Source organism: Vibrio sp. TH_r3, assembly GCF_033101115.1.
In the GTDB taxonomy this organism is placed as follows: Bacteria; Pseudomonadota; Gammaproteobacteria; order Enterobacterales; family Vibrionaceae; genus Vibrio.
In genome coordinates this window covers 244,137-269,356 of the sequence record NZ_JAWMPW010000004.1, presented here as the reverse complement: position 1 = coordinate 269,356, position 25,220 = coordinate 244,137, and the positions used below count along the sequence as shown (strand labels likewise).

Annotated in this window: 21 protein-coding genes and 2 tRNA genes; 11 read left to right on the top strand and 12 right to left on the bottom strand. The window is 38.3% G+C overall.

Features of this window, described 5'->3' with window-relative positions; genetic code table 11:
• Nucleotides 1-267 precede the first annotated feature (267 nt).
• A tRNA-Pro gene (locus R3X26_RS06640) sits at nucleotides 268-344 on the top strand.
• A 53-nt stretch (nucleotides 345-397) separates the two neighbouring features.
• Here the strand turns inward: R3X26_RS06640 and R3X26_RS06635 are convergent.
• Entirely contained in the window at nucleotides 398-1,255 is an 858-nt protein-coding gene (locus R3X26_RS06635; RefSeq protein WP_317716434.1) for a TraB/GumN family protein, read from the bottom strand.
• The gene (locus R3X26_RS06630) at nucleotides 1,255-4,041 is read right to left on the bottom strand and encodes a heavy metal translocating P-type ATPase (RefSeq protein WP_317716440.1); all 2,787 of its coding nucleotides are present in this window, start codon (nucleotides 4,039-4,041) and stop codon (nucleotides 1,255-1,257) included. Before R3X26_RS06630 ends, R3X26_RS06635 begins: the two co-directional genes overlap by 1 nt.
• A 215-nt stretch (nucleotides 4,042-4,256) precedes the next feature.
• Here R3X26_RS06630 and gltX point away from each other — a divergent pair, with 215 nt between their 5' ends.
• On the top strand, nucleotides 4,257-5,684 hold the full coding sequence (gene gltX / locus R3X26_RS06625) for a glutamate--tRNA ligase (RefSeq protein ID WP_317716433.1): 1,428 nt from the start codon (nucleotides 4,257-4,259) through the stop codon (nucleotides 5,682-5,684).
• 154 nt (nucleotides 5,685-5,838) lie between these two features.
• Here gltX and R3X26_RS06620 read toward each other — a convergent pair whose 3' ends face one another.
• Nucleotides 5,839-6,333: a Fe3+-citrate ABC transporter substrate-binding protein gene (locus tag R3X26_RS06620; RefSeq protein WP_317716432.1), complete on the bottom strand. Its 495-nt coding sequence runs from the start codon at nucleotides 6,331-6,333 to the stop codon at nucleotides 5,839-5,841.
• A 353-nt stretch (nucleotides 6,334-6,686) separates the two neighbouring features.
• Nucleotides 6,687-6,762, bottom strand: a tRNA-Arg gene (locus tag R3X26_RS06615).
• Between the two features lie 249 nt (nucleotides 6,763-7,011).
• Between R3X26_RS06615 and R3X26_RS06610 the strand changes: the two genes are divergently transcribed.
• Nucleotides 7,012-8,985, top strand: coding sequence for a methyl-accepting chemotaxis protein (locus R3X26_RS06610; protein WP_317716431.1), 1,974 nt, complete (start codon nucleotides 7,012-7,014; stop codon nucleotides 8,983-8,985).
• 113 nt (nucleotides 8,986-9,098) lie between these two features.
• On the opposite strand, the gene R3X26_RS06605 is transcribed toward R3X26_RS06610, so the two are convergent.
• Nucleotides 9,099-10,247 carry a flagellar assembly protein FlgT gene (locus R3X26_RS06605; RefSeq protein ID WP_317716430.1) on the bottom strand — a complete coding sequence of 383 codons (1,149 nt, stop codon included), beginning with the start codon at nucleotides 10,245-10,247 and terminating at the stop codon, nucleotides 9,099-9,101.
• Nucleotides 10,248-10,433: 186 nt separating this feature from the next.
• Between R3X26_RS06605 and R3X26_RS06600 the strand changes: the two genes are divergently transcribed.
• Together R3X26_RS06600 and R3X26_RS06595 are read left to right on the top strand one after the other, a co-directional pair.
• On the top strand, nucleotides 10,434-11,069 hold the full coding sequence (locus tag R3X26_RS06600) for a FlgO family outer membrane protein (RefSeq protein WP_317716429.1): 636 nt from the start codon (nucleotides 10,434-10,436) through the stop codon (nucleotides 11,067-11,069).
• Nucleotides 11,070-11,078: 9 nt separating this feature from the next.
• Nucleotides 11,079-11,516 (top strand): LPP20 family lipoprotein, encoded by a 438-nt coding sequence (locus tag R3X26_RS06595; RefSeq protein ID WP_317716428.1) that lies wholly within the window; start codon nucleotides 11,079-11,081, stop codon nucleotides 11,514-11,516.
• Between the two features lie 136 nt (nucleotides 11,517-11,652).
• On the opposite strand, the gene R3X26_RS06590 is transcribed toward R3X26_RS06595, so the two are convergent.
• From R3X26_RS06590 to flgA, 3 genes are all read right to left on the bottom strand, one after another.
• Nucleotides 11,653-12,078, bottom strand: a complete 426-nt coding sequence (locus R3X26_RS06590; protein WP_317716427.1) for a flagella synthesis protein FlgN — start codon at nucleotides 12,076-12,078, stop codon at nucleotides 11,653-11,655.
• An 18-nt stretch (nucleotides 12,079-12,096) separates the two neighbouring features.
• Nucleotides 12,097-12,405 (bottom strand): flagellar biosynthesis anti-sigma factor FlgM, encoded by a 309-nt coding sequence (gene flgM, locus R3X26_RS06585; protein ID WP_317716426.1) that lies wholly within the window; start codon nucleotides 12,403-12,405, stop codon nucleotides 12,097-12,099.
• Nucleotides 12,406-12,565: 160 nt separating this feature from the next.
• Complete coding sequence (gene flgA, locus R3X26_RS06580) at nucleotides 12,566-13,276, bottom strand: flagellar basal body P-ring formation chaperone FlgA (protein ID WP_317716425.1); 711 nt, start codon at nucleotides 13,274-13,276, stop codon at nucleotides 12,566-12,568.
• Between the two features lie 111 nt (nucleotides 13,277-13,387).
• Between flgA and R3X26_RS06575 the strand changes: the two genes are divergently transcribed.
• Together R3X26_RS06575 and R3X26_RS06570 are read left to right on the top strand one after the other, a co-directional pair.
• The gene (locus tag R3X26_RS06575) at nucleotides 13,388-14,317 is read left to right on the top strand and encodes a chemotaxis protein CheV (protein ID WP_317716424.1); all 930 of its coding nucleotides are present in this window, start codon (nucleotides 13,388-13,390) and stop codon (nucleotides 14,315-14,317) included.
• Between the two features lie 17 nt (nucleotides 14,318-14,334).
• A complete protein-coding gene (locus R3X26_RS06570) occupies nucleotides 14,335-15,162 on the top strand; it encodes a protein-glutamate O-methyltransferase (RefSeq protein WP_317716423.1) in 828 nt (275 codons plus the stop codon).
• A 154-nt stretch (nucleotides 15,163-15,316) separates the two neighbouring features.
• Here the strand turns inward: R3X26_RS06570 and R3X26_RS06565 are convergent, their stop codons facing one another.
• Together R3X26_RS06565 and R3X26_RS06560 are read right to left on the bottom strand one after the other, a co-directional pair.
• The gene (locus tag R3X26_RS06565; protein WP_317716422.1) at nucleotides 15,317-15,844 is read right to left on the bottom strand and encodes a regulatory protein ToxS; all 528 of its coding nucleotides are present in this window, start codon (nucleotides 15,842-15,844) and stop codon (nucleotides 15,317-15,319) included.
• Between the two features lies 1 nt (nucleotide 15,845).
• Entirely contained in the window at nucleotides 15,846-16,742 is an 897-nt protein-coding gene (locus R3X26_RS06560) for a transcriptional regulator (RefSeq protein WP_317716421.1), read from the bottom strand.
• A gap of 287 nt (nucleotides 16,743-17,029) precedes the next feature.
• Between R3X26_RS06560 and htpG the strand changes: the two genes are divergently transcribed.
• The 4 genes from htpG (at nucleotide 17,030) to rfaH (ending at nucleotide 21,481) form a co-directional block, all read left to right on the top strand.
• On the top strand, nucleotides 17,030-18,934 hold the full coding sequence (gene htpG, locus R3X26_RS06555; RefSeq protein WP_317716420.1) for a molecular chaperone HtpG: 1,905 nt from the start codon (nucleotides 17,030-17,032) through the stop codon (nucleotides 18,932-18,934).
• A gap of 178 nt (nucleotides 18,935-19,112) precedes the next feature.
• Nucleotides 19,113-19,757 (top strand): adenylate kinase, encoded by a 645-nt coding sequence (gene adk, locus R3X26_RS06550; protein ID WP_317716419.1) that lies wholly within the window; start codon nucleotides 19,113-19,115, stop codon nucleotides 19,755-19,757.
• Between the two features lie 185 nt (nucleotides 19,758-19,942).
• Nucleotides 19,943-20,905, top strand: a complete 963-nt coding sequence (hemH, locus tag R3X26_RS06545) for a ferrochelatase (RefSeq protein WP_317716418.1) — start codon at nucleotides 19,943-19,945, stop codon at nucleotides 20,903-20,905.
• A gap of 78 nt (nucleotides 20,906-20,983) precedes the next feature.
• Nucleotides 20,984-21,481 (top strand): transcription/translation regulatory transformer protein RfaH, encoded by a 498-nt coding sequence (gene rfaH / locus R3X26_RS06540; protein WP_317716417.1) that lies wholly within the window; start codon nucleotides 20,984-20,986, stop codon nucleotides 21,479-21,481.
• Nucleotides 21,482-21,619: 138 nt separating this feature from the next.
• On the opposite strand, the gene asnB is transcribed toward rfaH, so the two are convergent.
• Nucleotides 21,620-23,287 carry an asparagine synthase B gene (gene asnB / locus R3X26_RS06535; RefSeq protein ID WP_317716416.1) on the bottom strand — a complete coding sequence of 556 codons (1,668 nt, stop codon included), beginning with the start codon at nucleotides 23,285-23,287 and terminating at the stop codon, nucleotides 21,620-21,622.
• A gap of 202 nt (nucleotides 23,288-23,489) precedes the next feature.
• Nucleotides 23,490-25,073, bottom strand: coding sequence for a cation:proton antiporter family protein (locus tag R3X26_RS06530; RefSeq protein WP_317716415.1), 1,584 nt, complete (start codon nucleotides 25,071-25,073; stop codon nucleotides 23,490-23,492).
• Nucleotides 25,074-25,220 lie beyond the last annotated feature (147 nt).

The following is a 25,220-nucleotide window of genomic DNA, read 5'->3' as shown; positions in this document are numbered from 1 at the left end:
AGTAGAGGGCAAGTGGTAAGAATAAGATACTCGCCAAGAATAAAAGCGCTATATAAAATGATCCAACTTGGAATGGATTTGATGGATACTCAGTCTTTTTGTCAGTCTTTTTAGGTCTGTCCTTTAATGCTTTAGGTCTGTCCTTTAATGCTTGGTATTGCTTTCACTATTTTTTCAACAAAATAATCCTTAACCTATTGAATTTTGTTAAGAGTAGTTGCCAAATTTTTGGGGATATTTATAATCAATCTGATAGTAAAACATTGCCGGATGCTAGCGCAGTTTGGTAGCGCACTACTCTGGGGGAGTAGGGGTCAGCGGTTCGAATCCGCTGCATCCGACCAGTTTTTTATCGAGATTTAAATTTAGAACGTCGCCGCAATAAAAAATTATGTCATTAACAGTCTAGAGGTTGTTCTTGAGATAATTGTATTATCTCAAAGCCTTTTTCAGATAATAAATTGATTAGATTGTCTTTTCCCACTAGATGAAGTGCTCCAACTACGACAAGATATTTCCCATCACTAATAAATGAGTTGGACGTTAATTTGTTTGCCCATGCATGGTTTCTTTTATAGATAAACTCATCGTTTAGAGCTTCGTTTAAACTATTTTGTAACAGAAACTCTGCCAGTTTTTCCTTGTTACCAGCTTGCCAGTTTTGAGCAAGGCACTGACTAACTTCCTGATGTTCAGTCCAATTATCAATAGTATCGGTTAACATTAGCTCTCCTGTTTTAGGGTCATCGGTAAACAATGAAAGTTGAAATTGAGCGCTTTCCAGGCCAAGTATTGGCTTATCTAGCAGAGTTGCCTGCTCTGTGATGTAGTGATCGGTACCGAGTTCTTGGCTGAACCCCATTTTGATGAATTGACTAATTTGTAAGGTCATTGCTGTTTGCCATGCCGGTTTGTTTACAAAAGCCTTCGGGTTAAAATTAAGTTGTTGATTGATTTCTTCAAGTTTTAGTAGTTGTTGCTTATCGAGAACTTGGTTGGTTAGTATCGCATCTGTGGGTATAGTAGGTATGCCGTCGGTTAGTTTCATTTCGGTAATGATTGCATCACTACTCTGTAAAAAATTGTGTATGGCCTCTGGCAATGGATACATTTTGGGGTGTCCAATATGAATAGACCCTAATATCATTAACTGCTTATCTCCTTTCTTGGCTTGGAAGAAGAGCGGTTCTGCTGCCACTGTATAAGACAAGAGCAAAGAGAGTAGTGTTATCGATGTAGTTACTGCAGTATTCATTAATGTACCTTGAAAAATCTTAGTCTGTTTGCGTTGCTCACTACCGTAATAGAGGATAAAGCCATTGCTGCGCCAGCAAATACTGGGCTAAGTAAAAATCCAAATGCGGGGTATAAAATGCCTGCAGCAACTGGAATTCCAATGAGATTGTAGATAAAAGCGCCTAATAAGTTTTGTTTTATGTTTACCACGGTCGCTTTTGAAAGTTCAATCGCGTTGTTGACTGCGAGTGGAGAAGAAGTCAGTAGTGTCATTTGAGCACTTTCTATCGCAACATCGGAACCACTCCCCATTGCCATACCAATATCTGCTTGTGCCAATGCTGGTGCATCGTTTATACCGTCTCCAATCATCGCGACTTTTCGGCCTTCTGATTGTAATTTTTTGATATGTTTGGCTTTTTCATCGGGCAAGACATTGGCAATTGTTTTTTCAATACCTACTTCTTTTGCAATTTTCTCTGCTACGGTTTTATGATCACCACTTAACAAAATAACATCGATTCCTTTGGCCTTGAGGTTTGAAATTGCCTGAGCGGAATCTTTTTTGATAGGGTCTGAGATAGCTATTATCCCGACAAGTTGTTGACCGAGACTAACACAAGCAACAGATCTTGCTTTAGTAAGGTATCGGTTGACACTTTTGTCAGGTATGGAGATTCCTTTTGAGCGTATAAAACTTATTGAGCCAATGGCTATATCTAGACCACCTACTTGTCCGGTAATCCCTTTCCCTTTAACGTTTTGTACGTTAGAAGCAGTGGCTAACTGGATAGGTCTGTCCTCAGTATAGTTGGGTCTGTCCTCGATAGCGTTTTCTTTATATTGCTCTTTTGCAAAATGACAAATAGCGCTTGCTAGTGGATGTTCAGAGTGACTTTCTAACGCATAAATGGATTGTAAAAATATGTCTTTCTCAATTCCGTTGAAGGTTTCGAATTCAGTTACGCTTGGCTTTCCTAGTGTTAGGGTTCCTGTTTTATCAAACACAACCGTGTTGATTTTACTGGTATGTTGTAGAACATCTGCATCGCGTATTAAAATTCCTAACTCTGCAGCTTTACCTATTCCAACCGTTATGGATAAGGGTGTTGCTAACCCTAATGCGCAAGGACAGGCGATAATAAGAACTGTAGTGGAAACAATTAACATAAAACTGGCTTTTGGCTCAGGCCCAAACCACCACCATATAAGTGCAGCAGTAAGCGCGATGCAGATAACGATAGGGACAAATACAGCTGATATGGAGTCAGCTAGTTTAGCGATAGCTGGTTTACTACTTTGAGCTAATCGAACCAGTTGGATAATTCTTGATACCATGGTTTCATTACCCACTCCAGTGGCAAGCATCAGTAGGCTGCCGTCATTGTTTATTGTTCCGGCGGATATTTTATCACCGCTAATTTTTAAATTAGGTATTGGCTCACCAGTCAACATTGACTCATCGACATAAGACTCGCCTTCGAGTACTTGTCCATCGACGGGTACTTTCTCGCCTGGTTTGATGAGAATATACATACCCTTGTGTATCGCTTCGATTGGCATTTGAACTTCACCATGGTCTGTCCTTACAGTAGCAAACTTAGCCTGTAGACCAATAAGTGATTGTAAAGATTGGGTCGTCTTCTGCTTTGCTTTTGCTTCAATATAGTGTCCTAATGAGATGAGCCCAATGATCATGGTACTGGCTTCAAAGTAGATGTGGCGTGAAGCGACAGGAAACCAGTTTGGAAAAAAAACAACTAACATTGAATAGAACCATGCAGCGCCTGTCCCTAGAGCAACGAGTGTGTCCATGGTGGCTCGTTTGTGGATCAACGATTGCCATGCGTTGATATAAAAATGTTTTCCTGCCGTTGCTAACAATAGTAAGCAAATAATTCCAATCAGTCCCCAACTTAATTGATCCGATCCATTTCGAATCATCATATTGCCACCGAATAATCCCCACAGCATTAGCGGTATGCCTAATGCTAATGCTAAGGTGGCGTTTTTTTTATGTGTGGTTTGTGCATGTAAATGGCCAGCTTGCAATTCTTGCTGCAAAGTCGCTTCATCTTCGATTATTGATGCGTTATAGCCAGCTTGTTCGATTGAATATATGAGTTTGTCTTGGATTACATTGTCATTTGTTTGCGCGGAAATTATGGCACTTTGTTCTGCTAAGTTGATTTGAGCATTTATGACTCCGGCCACTTTTAAACAGGCTTTTTCTACTGATGAAACACAGCTTGCGCAGGTCATGCCTTGTAAAGAAAGGTTGAGTGTATGTAAGCTTGGCCTGTTGTTTTTATTTAGCGTTGCTTGTTTAAAGTCGCTTGATGCTTCTGATTGTGAAGAATTACTTTTGTCACATGTATTTGATTCTGACAATGGATGCGGCGTTGCTTGAGGTGATTCTGAGTTGTTTATAGTCGCTGAAAAGCCTAATTTTTCTATTATATCGATAATAGAGAGTGCGTTTAGAGTTGTGACTACGGTTAATGAATCTATTAACACATCAAAACGAGCGATTTGATTATTGTTATCGAGAGCTTCAGCAACTTTATTGACACACTTGTTGCATTTTAATCCAAATAAGGTGAGTGAAATATGGTTTCCAGCTTGATATTGCAGAGACTCAATAGCTGAAATAATAGTAGTCAACGGTTGTGATGTTTCTACAGACAATGAGGTTTTGTCGATAGAGTGTATTTTTGTCTCAGAAAATGGCGTGAGGCTATCGGTGACTTTCTTCACACATTTTCCACAATTTAATCCTTTGAGTGGGATAACAAACTGATTCATCATTCTGTCCAATTTCTAGAGTACGTAGATTAAAGATAAACCTTCCCCCTTGGGTAAGGTCAAGGTTTAACTTGTGTGAGTGACTTCGTAACCAACTATTTGGTGAGAAAAGGAATGATTGAGATAAAGGGTGACACAATGTTAAAATGCGTGCACTTTTGTCTTCATCTACGCAGTCACTCGTGATTGCACCTTTAAATTTTAAGGTAATTCTAATGACGGTTAAAACTCGTTTTGCTCCTAGCCCAACAGGCTATCTTCATGTCGGTGGTGCACGCACTGCTTTATACTCTTGGTTATACGCAAAAAATCAGGGCGGTGAATTTGTTTTACGTATCGAAGATACAGACATAGAGCGTTCTACTCAAGAAGCGGTTGATGCGATTCTTGAAGGTATGCAATGGATGGGGTTGGAATGGGATGAAGGCCCGTACTATCAAACTAAGCGTTTTGATCGTTACAATGAAATGGTTGATAAACTTCTTGCTGAAGGGAAAGCGTACAAATGTTACGCACCAAAAGAGTTGTTAGATGAAATTCGTGCTGAACAAGAAGCTAATAAAGAGATGCCACGTTACGATGCCGAGCATCCTAAAATTGTTGCGGTCAACTCAGCGGCTAAAGAAGATGATCCAAGTGTCATTCGTTTTCGTAATCCTAAATCAGGTTCTGTCGTATTTGATGACCAGATTAGAGGACGAATAGAAATAGATAACGATCAACTTGATGATTTAATTATTCGACGTACAGATGGTTCTCCAACCTATAACTTCTGTGTTGTTGTTGATGATTGGGATATGGGCATTACCCATGTAGTTCGTGGTGAAGACCATATCAATAATACGCCTCGTCAGATTAATATTTATGAAGCTCTGGGTGCACCTGTACCTGTTTTTGCACACTGTGCAATGATTCTTGGTGATGATGGTGCGAAGCTATCTAAACGTCACGGTGCCGTAAGTGTTATGCAATATCGTGATGAAGGTTATCTTCCAAATGCTTTGAATAATTACCTAGTTCGTTTAGGTTGGTCTCATGGAGACCAAGAGATTTTTTCTCAACAAGAGATGATAGAGTTATTTAAACTTAATGATGTTAGTAAGTCTGCGTCGGCATTTAATACTGATAAATTGAATTGGTTAAATAATCATTACATTAAAACTTCTGAACCTGCTTATGTTGCTAAATATCTGCAATGGCATCTAGATAATCAAAAAATCGACATAAGTAATGGCCCCGATCTTGAAAGTGTGATCACTTTAGTGGGAGAACGTTGTAATACATTAGTTGAGTTAGCGAGTCAGTCTCGTTATTTTTATCAGGATTTTCAAGAGTTTGATGCGGCTGCCGCTAAGAAACATTTACGTGGTGTCGCTAAGGGACCTTTAGAATTAGCGCTAAGAAAAATAGAAGCTATTGAACAATGGACGACTGAAAACTTGCATAATGTTATTGCGCAAGTATGTGAAGAACTCAGTATTGGTATGGGTAAAATCGGTATGCCTCTTCGCGTCGCGGTGACGGGTGGTGGTCAATCGCCTTCAGTCGATGTTGTAATGCAACTAATAGGTAAGGATCGTGTGATTGCTCGGATTAATATGGCATTAGAATTTATCGCTCAACGTGAGGCAAACTCACAGTAACTTTCGAAAAAATAGCTTTTGGAACAACAATAACGGTTTACACCGAAATATCGTTATTTAGTTTTCGAAGGTTCGCTAAAAAAGTCACTGTTTCTTTAAGAATGCAGTGACTTTTTTATAGTGTAGTATGAGCGGTTATATCAAATAGTATTGATTATTTTAAATCAATACTATTCAATCTACCCATAAATAACAGAAGGTCGATATTATCTTTGTGTGCTTCTAGCAGTGCACGTTTAGCTTTTGAATAGGCAGCTAATTTGCCATGCTTGTCGATAGAGCAAACGGTACTACGATAATTAAATTGACCGTCGTCAGAGTACTCACGCCATTTTGCAATGTAATAACCTTGGCTTGTTGCAGGATCTTTCGATTTAAAAATGATTTTCGGCTCTAAATCGTGAGGTAAGCGAGTCATCAAATATGGTTCTTTAAGTAACCGGTTCCAAAACTTTCCCCACATTTCTTTTCCGAGTTCATTTCTAATATTTAAGGCTTTTTCCAAGGCTTTTTTTTCACCAATGCGAATAAAACCTACCGAACGATGTAAAATAGTATCATCAGGAGTATGGATGTGAATTTTATAAGCAGTTTTGCCTTTCGATATGAAACGATGGCCTGTATTGGATGTTAAATTACTTTTACTCATTATTTTTTTAACTTAATGATACATCTATTATTCACAAATAATATGACATTCTGCCCAAAAATTGAAGAAGTAGTTGACAAAAATGCCACATGCATTACGTGTATTTTTTATTTTACTTAAAAACCAGTGAGTTATATTTAGACTTCAATAGGTACAGCAATCTAACAAATATATGCAATAGACTGTGTTGTCTGGATCGTTGCTCTAACAATGATTTTTTGAATAGATGGCGTTTTTTCTATATTGATTAGCGGATTTTTAAGTATGTGGGCAGGGTTAATTTAAATTAATAGAGATGATGTTGTTGGCCAGTTACGAGCCAAATTTTTTGAACCGCAGAAACATAATAGAAGTGGCGTCCCCTACAGGATTCGAACCTGTGTCTAAGACTTAGGAGGTCCTTGTTCTATCCAGCTGAACTAAGGGGACACACTGAGGCTTGATTATATAAGTATTTTTTACAAATTCTATTGCTTTGTTGCTTTTTGTTGTCCAAGTGAGTAATTAAGCAACAATATGCACTTTTTCTAGATTGAACTAATCTTATGACAGAAACGAAATATTGATTATGTGATCAATAACAAACAGCTGTTACTTATTAGGCTTTTTTGCCATCTAAACTAAGGAAAGTGGTTGTTTTATCGATAACAGAGTGAACAGATGATTTGAGAAAATATTATGTATTTAAATATAAAACAAAAAATTTTATTGATTATTTTGCCTGTATTAATTGTTGTTTGTTATTTTTCAGCTTTGGAAATAACTGCAACTAATGATGCCAAAAAATCTGCATCTGAAACCTATAATTTTGTCGAGCTGTCTGCTTACAACAGTCGTCTGGTCCATGAATTACAAAAAGAGCGAGGTATGTCTGCTGGTTTTTTAGGTTCGCAAGGCTCTAAATTTGAGTCTGCTTTGGTAGTGCAACGTAAAGAAACCGACAGAAGGCTAGCCGATTTACAAGGTTATTTAACACAAAGTTCATCTAGCTTAGCGCAATATACTCAATTATGGGCTGTAGTGGATGAGGCTAATAAAATGTTAGCACGTATCGAATCAATGAGACGCGCTATTAGCAATCTCTCTTTACCTTTAGCTGATGCTCTTAATTACTACACCACGCTTAACAGCCATTTATTATCTGTACCCGGCTTAGCGGTACGTATTTCTAAAGTGGCAGAAATTAGTCGCTCTCTTGCCGCTTATTATGAATTTCTGCAAGGAAAGGAGAGAGCAGGGATAGAAAGAGCAGTGTTAAGTAATACTTTTGGTCAAGGTGAGTTTTCCCCCGGTCTATTTCGGAAATTTGTGCAGTTAGTGAGTGAACAAAACAGCTACTTTTCTACTTTTGAAACGTATGCTGCGCAAAACCATATCAATTCTTTCAACCAGATTATCCAACAAACGCCTTTTAAAGAAGTAGAAAATTACCGTGCTAAAGCATTCAACAGTGAACTCGAGCAAAACCCTGAGCTGTGGTTTTCCGCTTCTACTAACAGAATTAATCTGTTGAAAGAGCAAGAAGAAAAACTCACGGCAGAAATTCTTGATTCTTCTCACGTTCTTGTTGCGGAGAAAACCCAAAAATTTTGGCTTTTGTTAACGTTCTCTCTCACTGTGATTGTGTTAACCATCTATTTCAGTTTTATATTATTACAAGGCATTTCTAGGCAAGTAAATAGCTTAAATAATACTATGCAGTTGGCGGCCAAAAAGAATTTAGTTCCGCGCTGTACTGAAACAGGAGGGGATGAATTAAGCGTTATAGCCAGAAATTTAAATTCAATGCTAAATTCACTTACCGATGCAGTTCATGTTATCGCTAGTTCGAGTGAACAATTGGCAACGGCAGCAGAGACATCTGAAATGATAGTAACAGAGAGCGCTGCTGGTCTTAAGGAAGAATATAAACAGGTTTTGTTAGTTGTTAGCGCAATTGAACAAATGAGTGTTTCCGTAAGAGAGGTTGCAACCAATATTCTCACCACTTCTGAAGAAGCTAATACCGCGGATGAGCTTATTGCACACAGCAGTAAAATAGTTGGTGAATCCACCGATACTATTCACCAATTATCGTCAAAAATCGACAATGTATCGAATACAATTAATGAGTTGCATGAGAGCAGTAGTGATATTTCCAGTGTTGTAGATGTTATTCAAGGGATAGCAGAACAGACTAATCTATTAGCATTGAATGCGGCAATTGAAGCGGCAAGAGCAGGCGAATATGGAAGAGGTTTTGCCGTTGTTGCCGATGAAGTACGTTCATTAGCTCAAAGAACTCAAGATTCAACTTTAGAAATTGAAACAATGGTGACAAAACTACAAGGGATCAGTGATGATGCTTATACTCAAGTGAGTAGTACGAAAACTCTTGCACTCTCAAGTGTGGAAAAATCTGCGCAGGTCCAAGATACATTGCAATCGGTTGTTGCCTCTATTGCTCGAATTCAAGCAATGGCTGCTGAAATTTCGGCTGCCGCTGAACAGCAAGTAACGGTCAGTACTGATATTTCATCAAATGCACAAAATATCAGTCATAGTGTGGATGTCAGTGTTAGTAGCGGTGAGAAAATCGCGATAGCGGCAAAAGAACAGACATTACTAGCGGATAAGCTAAAACGCCTTGCGAATCAATTTGAAACAAAATAGAGGCTAGAGGCATTTCATTATTTTTGTTTAAAGACTGGCTAATAACTGCCACCTTGTTAAGTTAAGGTGGCAAATTTATTCTATGTTAAAGCTATGGTTAGTGTTTTGGATACTTAATTGATGGGAGTGAGAATTTCTTTATGCATTACGTCGCCAATATGAACACTTTGTGCTAATTCGGCTTGTTCTATATTCAGTTCAGCTTGCTGGTCAAATACTCGCGAAACCGTTAATGTGATGTCACTTTGGGACACTCTATTTCTTGGTAACCCTGTTTGATCAATAAACGATCCTGTATGCCATAATTGGAGTTTATCACCTACGTTTACACCATGAACTCTTCCTAAATTTATCGTAACAGTATTTCCTGCAACTCTGACGACTTCTGGTAGAGTAATTTTACAAGATAATTCAGATTCTAGATCGAGCATAATATTTCGGCTGACGCGTAGCAGCATTTTTCCATATGTTGATGCCCAAAATCGAGCACTACGAGTATCGACTTGACTGGTTTTAGGAAACCCCCAAACTGCGACTTCACGGTATGCTTGGCTGTAAACCTCTTGCCCAGTTTTGCCATCATAGACTTGCATTTCTAACGCAAATTGGCGGTTGATGGTATCGTCTTTTAGTACGTTTTGGTCAACGGTTGCCGTTAGGTCGCTAATGTGTCCACCGATAATATATTGCGCATTACTGTCTTGAGCTATCATTTGCAAGGTTAATGGATTACTCCTATCGATTTCGTAATCGGTTGTTCCAACAGAAACGAAGCTGATCGATTCCTGATCAAGTTGTTTATTCAGCACGTGACTGAAATCATCACCGATATTATAAACTTGTCCCATTACTGCTTGTTGTGGAGAGAGAATATCTATATTGCCAACTAAAAAGGTCTTTTTATATTGATCGACATGGCAACCTGTTGCCGATGGGTAGATATCTAATTGCACTCGTAGAACCATATTGCCGTTTTGTGTTCTAGAATCTAATACTCTGATATATCTAACTTCATGATTTGTGAACTGATATTCACTTTTTCTTTCCTCTAAAAATGGACGTAAAGTGCTTAGAGTACCAATATCAGCTCCTGAAAATTTCATTGCTTGGTATATAGCGTCTTCTAAAGCGTAAACTCTCGCCGTCTCCTGAGAAGAAACATAGGTAGCAGAACCACTTACTTCATACCACTCAGAAAATGCTAACTTACTAAATAGCAAGGATATTAAGAATATGCTGGTCGTTAAATTTAATTTTTTCATTTATATTTCCCTAACTGGGTATAGTTCTTGCTTGTTGTTTAGTAATTAAATGTTTTGGTGGCTGATTTAGTATGTCGTTTTTCAGTATAGGCAAATATTGAAAAGCAAAGATTGTTCCATAATCGTTTAAGAGAGATAAACAAGTTATAGAACATATGGCATCAAGTATATCTGGAGATCAAGAAAATGAGAAAATGGTTTATTGCAGTGATCAGCTTACTAGTTGCATCTTGCGCATATTCACCCATTTATAACGGCAAAGAACCTTATGCTGGGAGTCGGTTTATGCTCATGGAGAACCCTCGCCATACATTGGATTTCTTTGTAGAAACAATGACGGACGAATTGGTTGTCACCAACACCAGTATTTCTTCACGAACCCCAATAGCGGTGACGTCTTTTGTTGATATACAGGAACTAGATACAACCAGTTGGTTAGGCAATACGGTATCAGAGTCCTTTATACATCAGTTTCAACAGCGTGGATTTCAAGTGGTTGACTTTAAAACTACAGGCTCTATCCAAGTTACTCAGCAAGGTGATTTTGCCATGAGTCGTGATTGGCAAGATTTGGCACAAGAGCAGCAAGTTACTTATGTATTGACCGGTACTATGTTGCGCCAAGAAGGAGGAGTACTGGTTAATGCTCGCGTTGTTGGCATGAGAAGTCGTATCGTTGTCGCTACTGCGCAAGGTTTTTTACCTGCGGACAGAATCGGCCGAGACTTGGATACATTGAATACTATTCGTACTCAAGATGGATTAGTTATCCGCTCTGATCCTACTCGTTCTTCTCGAAATACTATTATTTTACGCCCTTAGGAGTTTGATATGAATTTTAAAAATTTACTCGTGCTTGCTTTCATATTGATTGCCGCAGGATGCCAGCCTCTACAAAAGATGAATGAAGATAATGTGTTAACGGCGGTTGGATACGCGAGCGTAAGTGAACAGAAAGGGCAAAATGCTGAAGAAAAACGTATTAGAGCAATGAGAGCGTCAAAGATTGATGCGTATAGAGAATTAGCTGAACAAATTTACGGTATGCGAGTGAGTGGCCGTGCTAATTTGCAAGATCAACGACTTGGAACTGAACGTACTTCAGGTGCCGTTGATGGTGTCATTCGTGGCGCAGAAGTGGTGAGAAGCTATCCTGTCGGAGATAGTTATGTGACAGAATTGGAACTGGATGTTACCAAAATGGATAGGCTCAAAGATTACGGTGAAGTCCAACAAGTACCATCTAAGAGGCAGCAAACATTATTCTAATTTAAGTATTAATATACGGTAACCCGACGTTTTACTTGATATCCAGACATAACACATCATCTCGATCAATAACATGATCGACAAAAGCCAAAAAGCGACAACGATTGCCATTGTCGCTTTTTGGCTTTTGTTATTATTATGCTTTTATATTAGTACCGAGAGTGGACACAGTTGAGGTTTGACCACCAGCGGTGTAGGTCATTCCTATTTTTCCTCGGCTTTGCTGCATTAAATTATTGAGTTTATTATAACTGAGCTGAGCACGTTGTAGAGCTTCGCCATTAACTTCATTGGCTTGCTGGCAATCGTGTATTATCGAGCGAATCAATTCAACATTGGCTTTAATTTGTTCATCTGATGTAAGTAGCTGAATATCAGTATGAGTTGCGATTCTTTGATCCGTTTGCTGAAGTTGAGAAATCAGTTGAAGTTTTTCTTTAGCTAATGCTTCTATATCAGAAGACATACGAGAAGTGATCGCCACTTTCTCTTTTTCTAAAAGAGTCGAAAGTGTCTGTGCGTTTTCTAATTGGTAGTTAACTAAATCAACAAGTTTTGCCATAGTCGTAGTTGGGCTAAATTACAGCCCACCTAATTCATTTTCAAATTTCATTATATTATCAGCCAGCTTTTCAGGGTCGACTCGATAAGAGCCATTAGAGATGGCTTCTTTAATCGCCGCAACTTTTGCACTGTCGAAACTTGGTTGAGACGCCATGTCTTGATGGAGTTGACCGATAGCTTTTCCTTGCTGGCTAAGAGAAACGGAATCTTGACTGCTTCTTGATTCTTTAACCGAATCAGAATTAGATGCCCCAGATTCTGAACGAGTCGCACTACGTCCTGTTGTCAGGGTGTGGCTCGAACGGATGTTATCTATACCTGCCATAATTAAAGCCTTTTCACGTATTGAGTAAATGTCATGTAAGAGATATCGGCAAATAAACGATGAACTTTAGCGATTATTTGCACTATTTTCATAATTTCTTCTACACGCCATCAATATTAACTATAATGATGAATACTAGCGTAATGTGAGTCAAAATGAACTAAAAATAAACAGTAATCTCAGCAATATCCGTTACAATTCCTTCAATTATACGCTTAGATTTGTCATTTTTCACTCTTACTTGATCTCCACTTGCTCCGTCAGATAGTGCCGTACCTTTTGTTGTAATAGTTAATTCACCCTTGATAGCCTTAATGATCACCTTTTCATTTCGACACACAACACAAATATCACCTCGCTCTATTACTTCTCCAACTCTAACATTTTTTTTCATTTTTGCGCCTGCAACATGATTTATTGTGTCATAACCCTGTCGGCGATAAGAATTCAGTTCTATCATTGTTATAGTTAGATCGGATTTTGTCACTATTTCGCCACGGGTTAAGGAACGATTCGCGACAACAAGAGGCAATGACATTGAAATACGCACAGGTACGTACACTCGCCAACCATGCTCTGGGCATTCGACTAATACAGTTAGGTTACTGGTTGAACGGCTTTTAGACGAGGATGAGGTCTGTAATGTTGATGGACATGTTGTGGCTTTAATTCTTGAATCTATATTGGCGGCTTTTGCAACTAATGCTCCGTCTTGAGGGACAGGGATAACCGTAGCTACGTGGCTTTCCGCAGCTTGTTGAATCATCGCTATTTGTTCAGGTGTTGCAGCGGACGAAAAAAAACTAAAGAAAATAGTCAAAAAGCCGATAAAATTAACAAAGGAAGAATAACAATTTATTGTTTTAGACATAAAATACATATTACGCTTCCCTCAGTTTTAGCATCCATATTGTGCTTTGTTGTAAAATAGCTCAATTAGGTTAACATTTTTTTATTCAGAAGTTTAAATGGAGTTGAGTTTATGACCGGTATTATGGATTCAGTGAATCAACGTACACAGCTCGTAGGTCAAAATAGGTTAGAGTTACTGACTTTTCGTCTTATGGGACGTCAAAGATATGGTATCAATGTATTCAAAGTAAAAGAAATACTACAATGTCCTAAATTGACATTAATGCCTAATCTTAATCCGTTAGTTATCGGAATTGCTCATATTCGTGGAAAAACGATCTCTATTATAGATTTAAGTTTAGCGATTGGTGGGCGACGTACCGCAGAGCCAGAAAAATGTTTTGTTGTTATTTCGGAATTTAACCGTACAGTGCAGGGGTTTTTGGTGTCATCTGTCGAGCGTATAATCAATATGCATTGGGAGACTATACTTCCACCGCCTGAGAGTGCCGGAAGTGGGAATTATTTAACTGCTGTAACGAATATTGATAATGAGCTAGTAGAAATACTCGATGTAGAAAAAATACTCGCAGAAATTTCTCCGGTAGAAGAAGAAATGAGTACAGATATTGCGGAAGAAATTGCGCAAGCAGAGCAAGGTACGCAAAAACCAATTGTACGTAGAATCTTGATTGCTGATGACTCTACCGTAGCTCGTAAACAGGTACAAAGAGCAATTGAATCTATCGGTTTTGAAGCGGTAGCGGTTAAAGATGGAAAAGAGGCGTATGAGAAGTTGGTTGAGATGGCCTCCGAAGGTAGCATTTATGAGCAACTTTCTTTAGTTATATCCGATATAGAAATGCCTGAAATGGATGGTTATACTCTAACCGCCGAGATTCGTCGTCATCCTGAATTAAAGGATCTACACATTATTTTGCATACTTCTCTAAGTGGCGTTTTTAACCAAGCGATGGTTGAACGAGTAGGGGCGAATGAATTTATTGCTAAATTTAATCCAGATGAATTAGGCGCAGCTGTGAAGGCAGCGGTTGTCTAATAATAAAAGAGAAATGAATGACAGTTATTACGATAAGTGATCAAGAGTACCGTGATTTTAGCCGATTTTTAGAATCGCAATGTGGTATTGTTTTGGGCGACAGCAAGCAATATTTAGTGCGCAGTCGCTTAAGCCCACTGATAAGTAAATTTAAGCTCGAATCGCTATCTGATCTATTAAAGAATGTAGTGACAGGGCGAAACAGAGAATTGCGGATTGCAGCGGTAGACGCTATGACAACCAATGAAACGTTATGGTTTCGTGATGGCTACCCTTTTACTGTTTTAGCTGAAAAATTATTACCTGAAGTTGCAGCAAATAAAAGGCCAATTAAAATTTGGTCTGCGGCGAGTTCTTCTGGGCAAGAGCCTTATTCTATGGCAATGACTATTTTAGAAACACAGAAAAAAAAGCCGGGTTTATTACCTAACGTATCAATTACTGCAACGGATATTTCCGCTAGTATGCTAGATATGTGCCGAGCTGGTGTGTACGATAATTTAGCTCTTGGTCGTGGTTTATCGCCTGAACGCAGACGAACTTTTTTTGAAGAAGCAGGTGATGGGAGAATGAAGATTAAGGATAATGTTAAACGGTTCGTTAATTTTCGTCCGCAAAACCTCATGGAAAGTTACGCTTTGTTAGGTAAATTCGATATTGTGTTTTGTCGAAATGTGCTTATTTATTTCTCTCCTGATATGAAGGCAAAAGTATTGAATTCTATTGCTAGTTCACTTAATCCTGGTGGTTATTTATTATTAGGGGCATCAGAATCCTTAACAGGATTAACCGATCGTTTTGAAATGGTCAGGTGCAATCCCGGTATTATCTATAGATTGAAGTAAGTTTTTTCTCAATTATGACGGTATAAATACACTCTCGAGACAGAGAATAAAAGGGGCAAGCACTCTTTTTATTCTCTGTTTTAGCCTCCCACCTTTCTTAAATCACCTATCTATTTCAAGCCTTGCTATTTAGGTAATAGTGATAGTGACTCTATTATTGCGAGGATAAAATACGGGAACCTTGATTTAAGCTGGTTAATAACAGTGCTTTATGATTAATAATATCAACTCGTCGGCTCTGTTCTGCATCCATAATAAAAAGTGTTTTTACGATATCGAGTTGTTGTTCAGTAAACTCCACGCTGTTGTTGGTCGATGTCTCTTTAAAATCTTTCGGATTAATGAGTAAATAGTTGTCACTGAGCTCCCAATCACCAGATTCTAAAATATTCATAACGGAAGTCACTTGTTGGTTTTTGTCAAACATTTTGAGATGTGAAACGCGCAGATAAGAACCATTAGGCAGGTATTTTACATTACTGATCATTTCAATATTGCTTAGAATATAAATTTTATTATTTTCATCTTTCTGCATTTCTGGAGAAATGAAATTATCTATTGTTGACTGCCACTCTCTAGACGTTAACTCCTTTTCTAATCTAAGATCTGATCCCCAATATAACCATGTGCTAAACATAATGGAGATCGATAAAATGATAAGCGCATACTTGGTGTTGTTCATTTTATCTCTCCGACATGTTACACAGTGGGTTAGCGCCATACTGTTTAGTAAATAGCTGAACGGTAACGTTCTCAGATGTATTCGATTCTGAATACACATAATTAAGAATTAAATTGTTATTTGGTCCTGCGGTTATTATCACTTCAACAGGCTGTTGTTTGTTTTGAGTAAGCTTTATTTCTGCTAAGTACGTTTGTACACATTTGTTTATTAATGGCTGCCATTTATCTAGAGGTGGGTGACGCTCTGTCGTTTGTAATGGGATCCCTTGGATTGTATCGATGAGTTTGAATTTTGAAGGCGCTGGTTCAATTGACAGATAAACGCAAATGGGTAGAAGCGCAGCCGCAAGCCAGATTAAGCGATAGACAATACGATGTTGCTTACTGTTTAGCCGGAAATTATCCCAAGTAGTCGAGTTATTATTGCTGTTAGACAAGTTCTGATTTGAATCAGGCTTATCCGAATCTCGGTGCGATGCTGTTACATTTGTCTTAGAAAGAATTGTGCCAATATCAGGTACCTTATTTTCGTTTAGACTAGAAAGTAACGGTACGGTTTTTTCTACTGAGGAAATAAACTGATAACCGCGTTTGGGGACAGTCTTAATAAATTGAGGTGTTTTTGTTGAATCACTGAGTACTCTTCTTAGAGTAGAGATCGCTTGTGTTAGGCTAGAGTCATCTACTTGGAAGCCTTGTTCTCGCCAAACAAAGTCATGTAATTCATCACGAGTGATAATTTGGTTAGGGCGTGTTGAAAACAGCAGTAAAATTCTACTTTCGTTACTACCCAATCGATTTAATTCATTACTATTTGTTTTATCAACTAGCGAATCGTTGTTTGGATCAAAAACAAACCGTTGTGCAAGAAGAAATTTAGTACCAATGCTAGTCATTTTATGGGATTTATACCTTAAGTAATTGAATAAAATATAGAAAAAATGAAAATATTCTATTTGTATAATTATTAATATAGGTTTGTTACGGTTTTTTGCCAAAAAGTTAGCGCACAATAGATAAAAATAGTTGTAAAAAACACTGTTTTTATAAAAATTGACCTTGAATTTACAAATGCCACCCTTATCTATTAGCCAACGATAGGCATGATTGCGCCTTACACGATACACAAGTAAGTAACAGAACTTTCTGTTATCTCATTTATTGAATAATTAATGGAGCTAAAATGAGCGAGACGGCAACAAACAACAAAGAAACTCGTGGTTTTCAGTCGGAAGTAAAACAACTACTTCATTTAATGATCCACTCACTTTACTCAAATAAAGAAATTTTTCTGAGAGAACTTATCTCAAATGCATCTGATGCTTCTGATAAGTTACGTTTTCAGGCTTTGTCTAATGCTGAATTGTACCAAGGTGATGCCGATTTAGGCGTAAAGCTTAGTTTTGATGCGGAAGCGAAAACGTTAACTGTGTCAGATAATGGTATCGGTATGAGTCGTGAAGATGTTATCGAACATTTAGGTACTATCGCTAAATCAGGTACTGCTGAATTTTTCTCTAAGCTTTCTGAAGATCAAAGTAAAGACTCCCAGCTAATCGGTCAGTTTGGTGTTGGTTTTTACTCGGCATTTATCGTGGCTGATGCCGTGACAGTACGAACTCGTGTTGCTGGCTCTGCCCCCGAAGATGCTGTCCAATGGTATTCTTCTGGAGAAGGCGAATACACCATTGAGTCTATTAAAAAAGAAACTCGCGGTACCGATATTATTCTGCATATGCGTGAAGAAGGAGAAGAGTTCCTTTCTGATTACCGTTTGCGCGATGTTATTAGTAAGTATTCTGATCATATTGGTATTCCGGTATCAATTTGGACTAAACAGAAAGATGAAGAAGGCAACGAAAAAGAAGAAGGTCAATGGGAGCAAATTAACAAAGCTCAAGCACTATGGACTCGTAATAAATCGGATATTGACGAAGAAGAATACAAAGAGTTTTATAAACATGTTTCTAATGATTACGCCGATCCATTGGTATGGAGCCATAACCACGTAGAAGGTAAGAACGATTACACGAGCTTATTGTATATTCCGTCAAAAGCACCTTGGGATATGATGAATCGTGATCATAAAAGTGGCTTAAAACTATATGTTCAACGCGTATTCATTATGGATGATGCAGAACAGTTCATGCCAACTTACTTGCGATTTGTGCGTGGTTTAATAGATTCTAATGATCTTCCTTTAAACGTTTCTCGTGAGATATTACAAGACAATAAAGTGACACAGTCACTAAGAAATGCGTGCACTAAGCGTGTGTTAACCATGTTAGAACGTGTTGCTAAAAATGATGAAGAAAAATACCTGACTTTCTGGAAAGAATTTGGCCAAGTATTAAAAGAAGGGCCTGCGGAAGATTTTTCTAACAAAGAAAAGATTGCTGGTCTATTACGTTTCTGTTCAACAGAGGTAGATTCATCCGATCAAACTATTTCTCTAGCGGCTTATATTGAGCGCATGAAAGAAGAACAAGATACGATCTATTATCTAACCGCTGATAGCTATGCTGCGGCTAAAAATAGCCCGCATTTAGAGCAATTTAAAGCCAAAGGTATTGAAGTTATATTGATGTGCGACCGTATTGACGAATGGCTAATGAACTATTTGAATGAGTTTGATGGTAAAACATTCCAGTCAATTACTAAAGCGGGCTTGGATCTGAGCAAGTTTGAAGATGAAGCGGAAAAAGAGAAGCAAAAAGAAACAGCGGAAGAATTTAAATCAGTTGTTGAGCGTACCAAAACCTATTTAGGTGACCGCGTTAAAGAGGTTCGTACAACCTTTAAACTAGCGAATACTCCAGCCGTGGTTGTTACGGATGATTTTGAAATGGGAACTCAAATGGCGAAGTTGTTAGAAGCGGCAGGCCAAGATGTCCCTGAAATGAAGTATATTTTTGAAATCAATCCAGAACACGATTTAGTTAAGCGTATGGCTGATGAAGCAGACGAAGAAGCATTTGGTCGTTGGGTAGAAGTGTTACTTGGACAAGCTATGTTATCTGAACGTGGTGCAATGGAAGATCCCGCTCAATTCTTAGGTGCAGTGAATACTCTTTTGACTAAGGTGTAAGAGAATCAAACACGGATGATCCGTAAACTACACAATAAGCCCGCATTCTGTGCTAGAATCCGCGGGCTTGAAAATAACTGAATAACATAAATGTTATACCGAAACTTACCGCTAACCTTTCATGATGAAAAAGTGAACAGTGAGTTTCGTTATAAATTAAAAATTAAGAGGAAATGTCATGCGCATCATTCTGCTAGGTGCCCCAGGTGCTGGTAAAGGAACACAAGCTCAATTCATCATGGAAAAATTCGGCATACCGCAAATTTCTACTGGTGACATGCTGCGTGCAGCCATCAAAGCGGGCACTGAAATGGGCAAAGCGGCTAAAGCAGTGATCGATGCTGGTCAGCTTGTATCCGATGAAATTATTTTAGGGCTTATCAAAGAACGTATTGCACAAGATGATTGTGAGAAAGGATTTCTTTTAGATGGTTTTCCTCGCACTATTCCGCAAGCCGATGGCTTGAAAGAACTGGGTGTTGCCGTTGACTACGTTATTGAAATTGATGTTGATGATAGTGTTATCGTTGAACGTATGGCAGGTCGTCGAGCTCATTTGCCTTCAGGTAGAACTTATCACACTACATTTAATCCGCCTAAAGTCGAAGGTAAAGATGACGTTACAGGTGAAGATCTTGTGATTCGTGATGATGACCAAGAAGATACTGTACGTGCTCGTTTAGGTGTTTACCATGAGCAAACATCTCCTCTTATAGAGTATTATGGAAAAGAAGCGACAATGGGTAATACTACCTACTTGAAGTTTGACGGTACTAAGCAAGTTGCTGAAGTTAGCGCTGAAATAGAAGCGGCTCTTTGTTAAGAATCACTCGGTTAATTAGCTTTTTTTCAACTGAATTTATTTAAATTTACAGAAAAAACCGACTGCTGGTAGTCGGTTTTTTTATGCGTATTGTAACAGCATGAGTAGGAAATCTTTGTCTAAGTTAACATGACAAGATAAGCTGTAGGTAAGCATTATTTTTAAATGACAATAAGTAGTTTTGAATGGAATTGAACAATAATAAAGGCGTTTTGTTGGTTAATTTGGGCACGCCTAATGCACCAACATCCGCGGCAGTAAAACAGTTTCTAAGTCAATTTTTGCACGACCACCGAGTTGTTGATATGACTCGTTGGCTATGGTGCCCGCTATTACACGGAATAATCCTGCCTATTCGCGCTCCGAAAGTCGCCAAATTGTATCAAAGCATTTGGATGGATGGAGGATCTCCGTTATTGGTGCATTCTAAAAACCAAGTTAAAAAATTAGAAGCTAGGTTGCAGTTGCCAGTTGAACTTGGTATGACCTATGGCAGCCCAAGTCTATTGACGGGGTTAGAAAACTTACAGCAACGTGGTGTCGATGAGATAATATTATTGCCGCTTTATCCACAGTATTCCGGTACAACAACGGGAGCGGTGCAAGACGCTTGCGATAAGGCTGTAACTAAAATAAGTGGAAAATACTCTGTAAGTTTAGTGAATGATTATCACGATCATCCGCTTTATATTAAAGCGTTGGCAAATAAAGTGAGGCAATTTTGGCAGCAAAATGGCCAAGGTGATTATTTGCTTTGTTCTTACCATGGTATTCCGCAACGTTATGCAAACAACGGTGATGTTTATCCGCAACATTGTGAAAAGACAACGCAGTTGTTGGCAAAAGAGTTGGCATTAGATAGTGATAAAATTGGCATGAGTTATCAATCTAGATTTGGAAAAGAAGAGTGGCTTAAGCCATATACGGATATGACGTTAAAGGCCTTGGCTAGTAGTACTAAACGAGTTGATATTATTTCGCCTGCTTTTTCAGTGGATTGTTTGGAGACTCTAGAAGAATTAGCTCAAGAGTGCAAAGAGCTATTTTTACAAGCGGGCGGCGAAGATTTTCGCTATATAGCTTGTTTGAATGATGATGATGATCATATTGAGATGATGATGGAATTAGTAACTAATAACGCTAGTTAGTGTTGGTTTGTGACTTTTTAATAGTATCAGTAACTAAAAGATTGCCATTAAATAATAATATAAATGAGAACAAGAGTTATGAAGCGTTGGTATCTTCTCTATTGCAAAAGAGGTGATTTGGAAAGAGCAAAAGCGCACCTAGAGAATCAAGGTGTTGAGTGCTATTACCCAGTAGTTGAAATTGAAAAGGTGGTGCGAGGAAAAAGGAAAAAAGTTGTTGAGCCATTATTTGCTTCTTACATGTTTGTTCAGTTTGATTATGAACAAGGCCCCTCTTTTACCACGATACGCTCGAGCAGAGGTGTTGTGGACTTTATTCGTCAAGGAACTTCTCCATTGGAAGTCAATGCGCAGCTGGTGGCGGAAATTAAAGTATGTGAGCAAAATACAGTTGTTCAACGTTCAGATCAATTACCTGAAAAAGGCCAAGAGGTTAGAATTACTCAAGGGCAATTTGAAGGCATTGAGGCTATTTATAAAGAAGCGGACGGCGATAAACGTTCTGTTTTATTGATAACATTGATGAGTCAAACGGTGCCTGTTTCTGTAGACAATAGTAACATTGAGGTGAAGTAATACCCGAGTGATCAAATGAGCATCGACGATTCGTTATATGTTGGTTCTTAAGGCGTGAATTTACTTAACCTGAACTAAAAACAACAAAGGGCAAATATGCCCTTTGTTGTTTGTGATTATAAAGATTAACTACTTATCTTAGTAAGAATCGTTATGTACTGCCTGAATAGCACGACCAGAAGGATCAGCCATGTTTTTAAAGGTCTCATCCCATTCAATAGCCTTCGCCGATGAACAAGCAATAGAAGGCCCCCCAGGTACACACTCTGCTGCAGATGGCAGCGGGAACAACTCTTCAAAGATTTCGCGGTACATGTAGCCTTCTTTGGTTGATGGCGTGTTGTACGGGAATCTAAACGCGGCATTTTCTAACTGTTGGTCAGTTACTTTTTCTTCAGCCAGTTCTTTTAATGAGTCTATCCAACTATAACCTACACCATCAGAGAACTGTTCTTTCTGACGCCATGCAATAGAATCAGGTAAATAGTCTTCAAAACACTCGCGTAAAATATGTTTTTCCATTTTTCCGTTGCCACACATCTTATCTTTTGGATTGATACGCATAGCGACATCAATAAATTCTTTATCCAAGAATGGTACTCGACCCTCTACACCCCAAGCTGCAAGAGATTTGTTCGCACGAGCACAATCAAACATGTTTAAGGCTAATAATTTACGCACTAATTCTTCGTGCATCTCTTTGTCATTTGGTGCTTTGTGGAAATATAGATAACCGCCAAATATTTCATCAGCGCCTTCTCCAGAAAGAACCATTTTAATTCCCATGGCTTTGATTTTTCTACCTAGCAAAAACATTGGTGTTGAGGCTCGAATAGTAGTGACATCATAAGTTTCAATGTGGTAAATAACATCACGAATCGCATCAATACCCTCTTGAACGGTATAAGTCATTTCGTGATGAACCGTACCAAGTTTGTCTGCAACTTCTCGTGCTGCAACAAGATCTGGGGCGCCTTCTAGTCCAATAGCGAATGAGTGAAGCTGAGGCCACCATGCTGCTGATTTTTCATCATCTTCGATGCGCATTGCAGCAAAACGTTTTGCTACCGCAGAAGTAATAGATGAATCTAATCCACCAGAAAGAAGAACACCATAAGGCACATCAGTCATTAATTGACGTTTCACGGCATCTTCAAGTGCTTTGGTTAACTCTTCTTTGCTTGATACATTATCTTTGACTGAATCGTATTCCATCCAGTCACGTTGATAGTATCGTTGAGGTTCGCTGTCATCTGAGCCATAGTAACAACCAGGAGGGAATTCACTAATAGTTTTACAAACAGGAACAAGAGCCTTCATTTCAGAAGCAATGTAGTAGTTTCCATGCTCATCATAACCTTGATACATTGGAATAATGCCAATGTGGTCACGACCAACAAGATATTTATCTTTTTCTTCATCGTAAAGAATAAATGCGAATATACCGTTTAGTTCTTCTAGCAGAGCTTCTGCACCTAATTCTTGATATAGGGCTAAAATTACTTCGCAATCAGAATCGGTTTGAAAATCGTATTTGTCAGCGTACTTAGCTCGGATTTCTTTGTGGTTATAGATCTCTCCGTTGACCGCTAATATGTGTTTTTTGTTTGGGCTATATAGCGGCTGAGCCCCACTATTAAGACCTACAATTGATAAACGCTCATGAGCTAAAATTGCGTTGTCTGAAGTATAGATACCAGACCAATCTGGACCACGATGACGAAGTTTTTTTGACATTTCTAGCGCTAATGGACGCAGAGTAGCGGTGTCGCTTTTAATGTCTAAAATACCAAATATTGAACACATATATATAAATCCCTGTTAAGTTCCGATGCTGCAATAGACACAATTTGCCACTATGGTTAAAAAAAGCAATCATTAATTATGATAAAAATCACAAAACCTTTATTCAATTAGAATTTTTTTAATATATTTGATTTTAAATGGATAATTTCTAATTGCTGTTCATTTTTGCACCGATAAAGTGAATGTTGCCCATTAACGGTGATTATTGTTTAAATTTAGGTTTAAGATGTTCTATTACGTGTTTAGCAAATCCACTTCCTGCTTCGCTGTATATATTGAATGCGGCGTTTACACCAAGCTCATTAAGAGTCTCTACTTGATCAGGGTAGGCAGCAATTGCTGCAGATTTTCCTGTGTAATATTTTGATTTTAATTGATTAAATGCTAATTCGTTACCATGATGGTTCGGCATTGCGAATAAGACTAATTGTATTTTGCCATTATCAAGGATATGCTCCCAAAAATCGGGGTCAACTGCATCACCACAAATTACATTTCGTCCTTCTTTACAATGTTCTATTGCTGCATCAGGGTGCAACTCTACACCTAATACTATATTGCCATGCCGTTTTATTAACTCATCGTAAGCACCTGTTCCTATTCTTCCCATACCTAAGATCAATATTTGAGCAGTGCCCGCCTTGATAGGTCGGTCCATCGGATTAAGGTTTTCCGGTGTCTGTTCTTGTAACCACTTTGACGAGCGTTGATAAACAGTATTGCCAAATCGATTTAATGGTGCGGAGATCATAAAAGAAAGAGAAACTGCTATTGCTATAGAGACTAATATATCGCCAGGCAACCAGCCCATTTTAAAAGCTAGCCCCCCGACTATAAGACCAAATTCACTGTAATTAAATAGAGATAAACTAGTTAATAACGCTGTTCTTATTCGGAATTTGAATTTATTTAATATCAAATAATAGATTGCGCCTTTTATTGGCAGGAGCAATAACAAAAGCAGCGCGGTAATTGTTCCAGATACGGTGGGATATTCAGCTAAACCTATGTTAAGAAAAAAACAGACTAAGAACAATTCTTTTAAGTTAAATAAAGACTTTGATAATTCAGATGACTTCTTGTGCCCTGCAAGCAATAATCCTAGAATTAACGCTCCCAAATCGGGCTTAAGGCCGACCAAATCAAATAAACCAGCACCTACCACTAGCGCCATAAATATGCCAAATACCACCAGCATTTCACCATGACCAACCCAATGTAATAGTCGATAGAAAAATGGCCGTAACATAGGTAAAGCGAATAGGCTTATAGCGTACCATTCTGGTACTTTTCCTGTAGAAATGGTTAGAAACAACACGGCAAAAATATCCTGCATGATCAGAATACCGATAGCGAGGGTTCCATAGGTGGTGTTCATTTCCCCTTTTTCTTCTAAATGTTTTACCGCGAATACCGTACTTGAAAAAGAAAGAGCGAAACTTAACAGTAGTATTTGGCTTAAGGTCATTGCACTAAAACTTGTGACTCCAATAAATTTTAATGCAACGATCGAGAGAGTGAAAAACACGGTAGATAATAGGTTATGGAATGTCGCTCCTCCCCATATTTCTTTAGATAGCAGTGTTTTGATATCTAATTTAAGTCCGATAGTAAAAAGTAATAACGTTACGCCTAAATCTGATAATAGTTCGATGTTTTCGTTAGATTCAAATCCTGAAAATTTTAAAATAAAACCAGCAAGCAGAAAGCCCACGAGAGGTGGCAAATTGCATCTAAGTGCAATAAAACCCATGATAAAAGAGGCGGTAATTAACAGGATATCCATACAAACCTACAATGTGATGTTATACCAATTATATTTACTAAAATAGTGAACTTACCTAATGCAGTTCAACGGATGTGTATTGAAACAGACATGTATTTAGACAAGCAGGCACGTGAAAACTAGGCCGAAAAAAGTGACATTATTCCG

Coding starts and splice junctions, on each gene's coding strand:
- R3X26_RS06635 (WP_317716434.1), bottom strand. CDS start 1,255: ATGAATACTGCAGTAACTACATCGATAACACTACTCTCTTTGCTCTTG.
- R3X26_RS06630 (WP_317716440.1), bottom strand. CDS start 4,041: ATGAATCAGTTTGTTATCCCACTCAAAGGATTAAATTGTGGAAAATGT.
- gltX (WP_317716433.1), top strand. CDS start 4,257: ATGACGGTTAAAACTCGTTTTGCTCCTAGCCCAACAGGCTATCTTCAT.
- R3X26_RS06620 (WP_317716432.1), bottom strand. CDS start 6,333: ATGAGTAAAAGTAATTTAACATCCAATACAGGCCATCGTTTCATATCG.
- R3X26_RS06610 (WP_317716431.1), top strand. CDS start 7,012: ATGTATTTAAATATAAAACAAAAAATTTTATTGATTATTTTGCCTGTA.
- R3X26_RS06605 (WP_317716430.1), bottom strand. CDS start 10,247: ATGAAAAAATTAAATTTAACGACCAGCATATTCTTAATATCCTTGCTA.
- R3X26_RS06600 (WP_317716429.1), top strand. CDS start 10,434: ATGAGAAAATGGTTTATTGCAGTGATCAGCTTACTAGTTGCATCTTGC.
- R3X26_RS06595 (WP_317716428.1), top strand. CDS start 11,079: ATGAATTTTAAAAATTTACTCGTGCTTGCTTTCATATTGATTGCCGCA.
- R3X26_RS06590 (WP_317716427.1), bottom strand. CDS start 12,078: ATGGCAAAACTTGTTGATTTAGTTAACTACCAATTAGAAAACGCACAG.
- flgM (WP_317716426.1), bottom strand. CDS start 12,405: ATGGCAGGTATAGATAACATCCGTTCGAGCCACACCCTGACAACAGGA.
- flgA (WP_317716425.1), bottom strand. CDS start 13,276: ATGTCTAAAACAATAAATTGTTATTCTTCCTTTGTTAATTTTATCGGC.
- R3X26_RS06575 (WP_317716424.1), top strand. CDS start 13,388: ATGACCGGTATTATGGATTCAGTGAATCAACGTACACAGCTCGTAGGT.
- R3X26_RS06570 (WP_317716423.1), top strand. CDS start 14,335: ATGACAGTTATTACGATAAGTGATCAAGAGTACCGTGATTTTAGCCGA.
- R3X26_RS06565 (WP_317716422.1), bottom strand. CDS start 15,844: ATGAACAACACCAAGTATGCGCTTATCATTTTATCGATCTCCATTATG.
- R3X26_RS06560 (WP_317716421.1), bottom strand. CDS start 16,742: ATGACTAGCATTGGTACTAAATTTCTTCTTGCACAACGGTTTGTTTTT.
- htpG (WP_317716420.1), top strand. CDS start 17,030: ATGAGCGAGACGGCAACAAACAACAAAGAAACTCGTGGTTTTCAGTCG.
- adk (WP_317716419.1), top strand. CDS start 19,113: ATGCGCATCATTCTGCTAGGTGCCCCAGGTGCTGGTAAAGGAACACAA.
- hemH (WP_317716418.1), top strand. CDS start 19,943: ATGGAATTGAACAATAATAAAGGCGTTTTGTTGGTTAATTTGGGCACG.
- rfaH (WP_317716417.1), top strand. CDS start 20,984: ATGAAGCGTTGGTATCTTCTCTATTGCAAAAGAGGTGATTTGGAAAGA.
- asnB (WP_317716416.1), bottom strand. CDS start 23,287: ATGTGTTCAATATTTGGTATTTTAGACATTAAAAGCGACACCGCTACT.
- R3X26_RS06530 (WP_317716415.1), bottom strand. CDS start 25,073: ATGGATATCCTGTTAATTACCGCCTCTTTTATCATGGGTTTTATTGCA.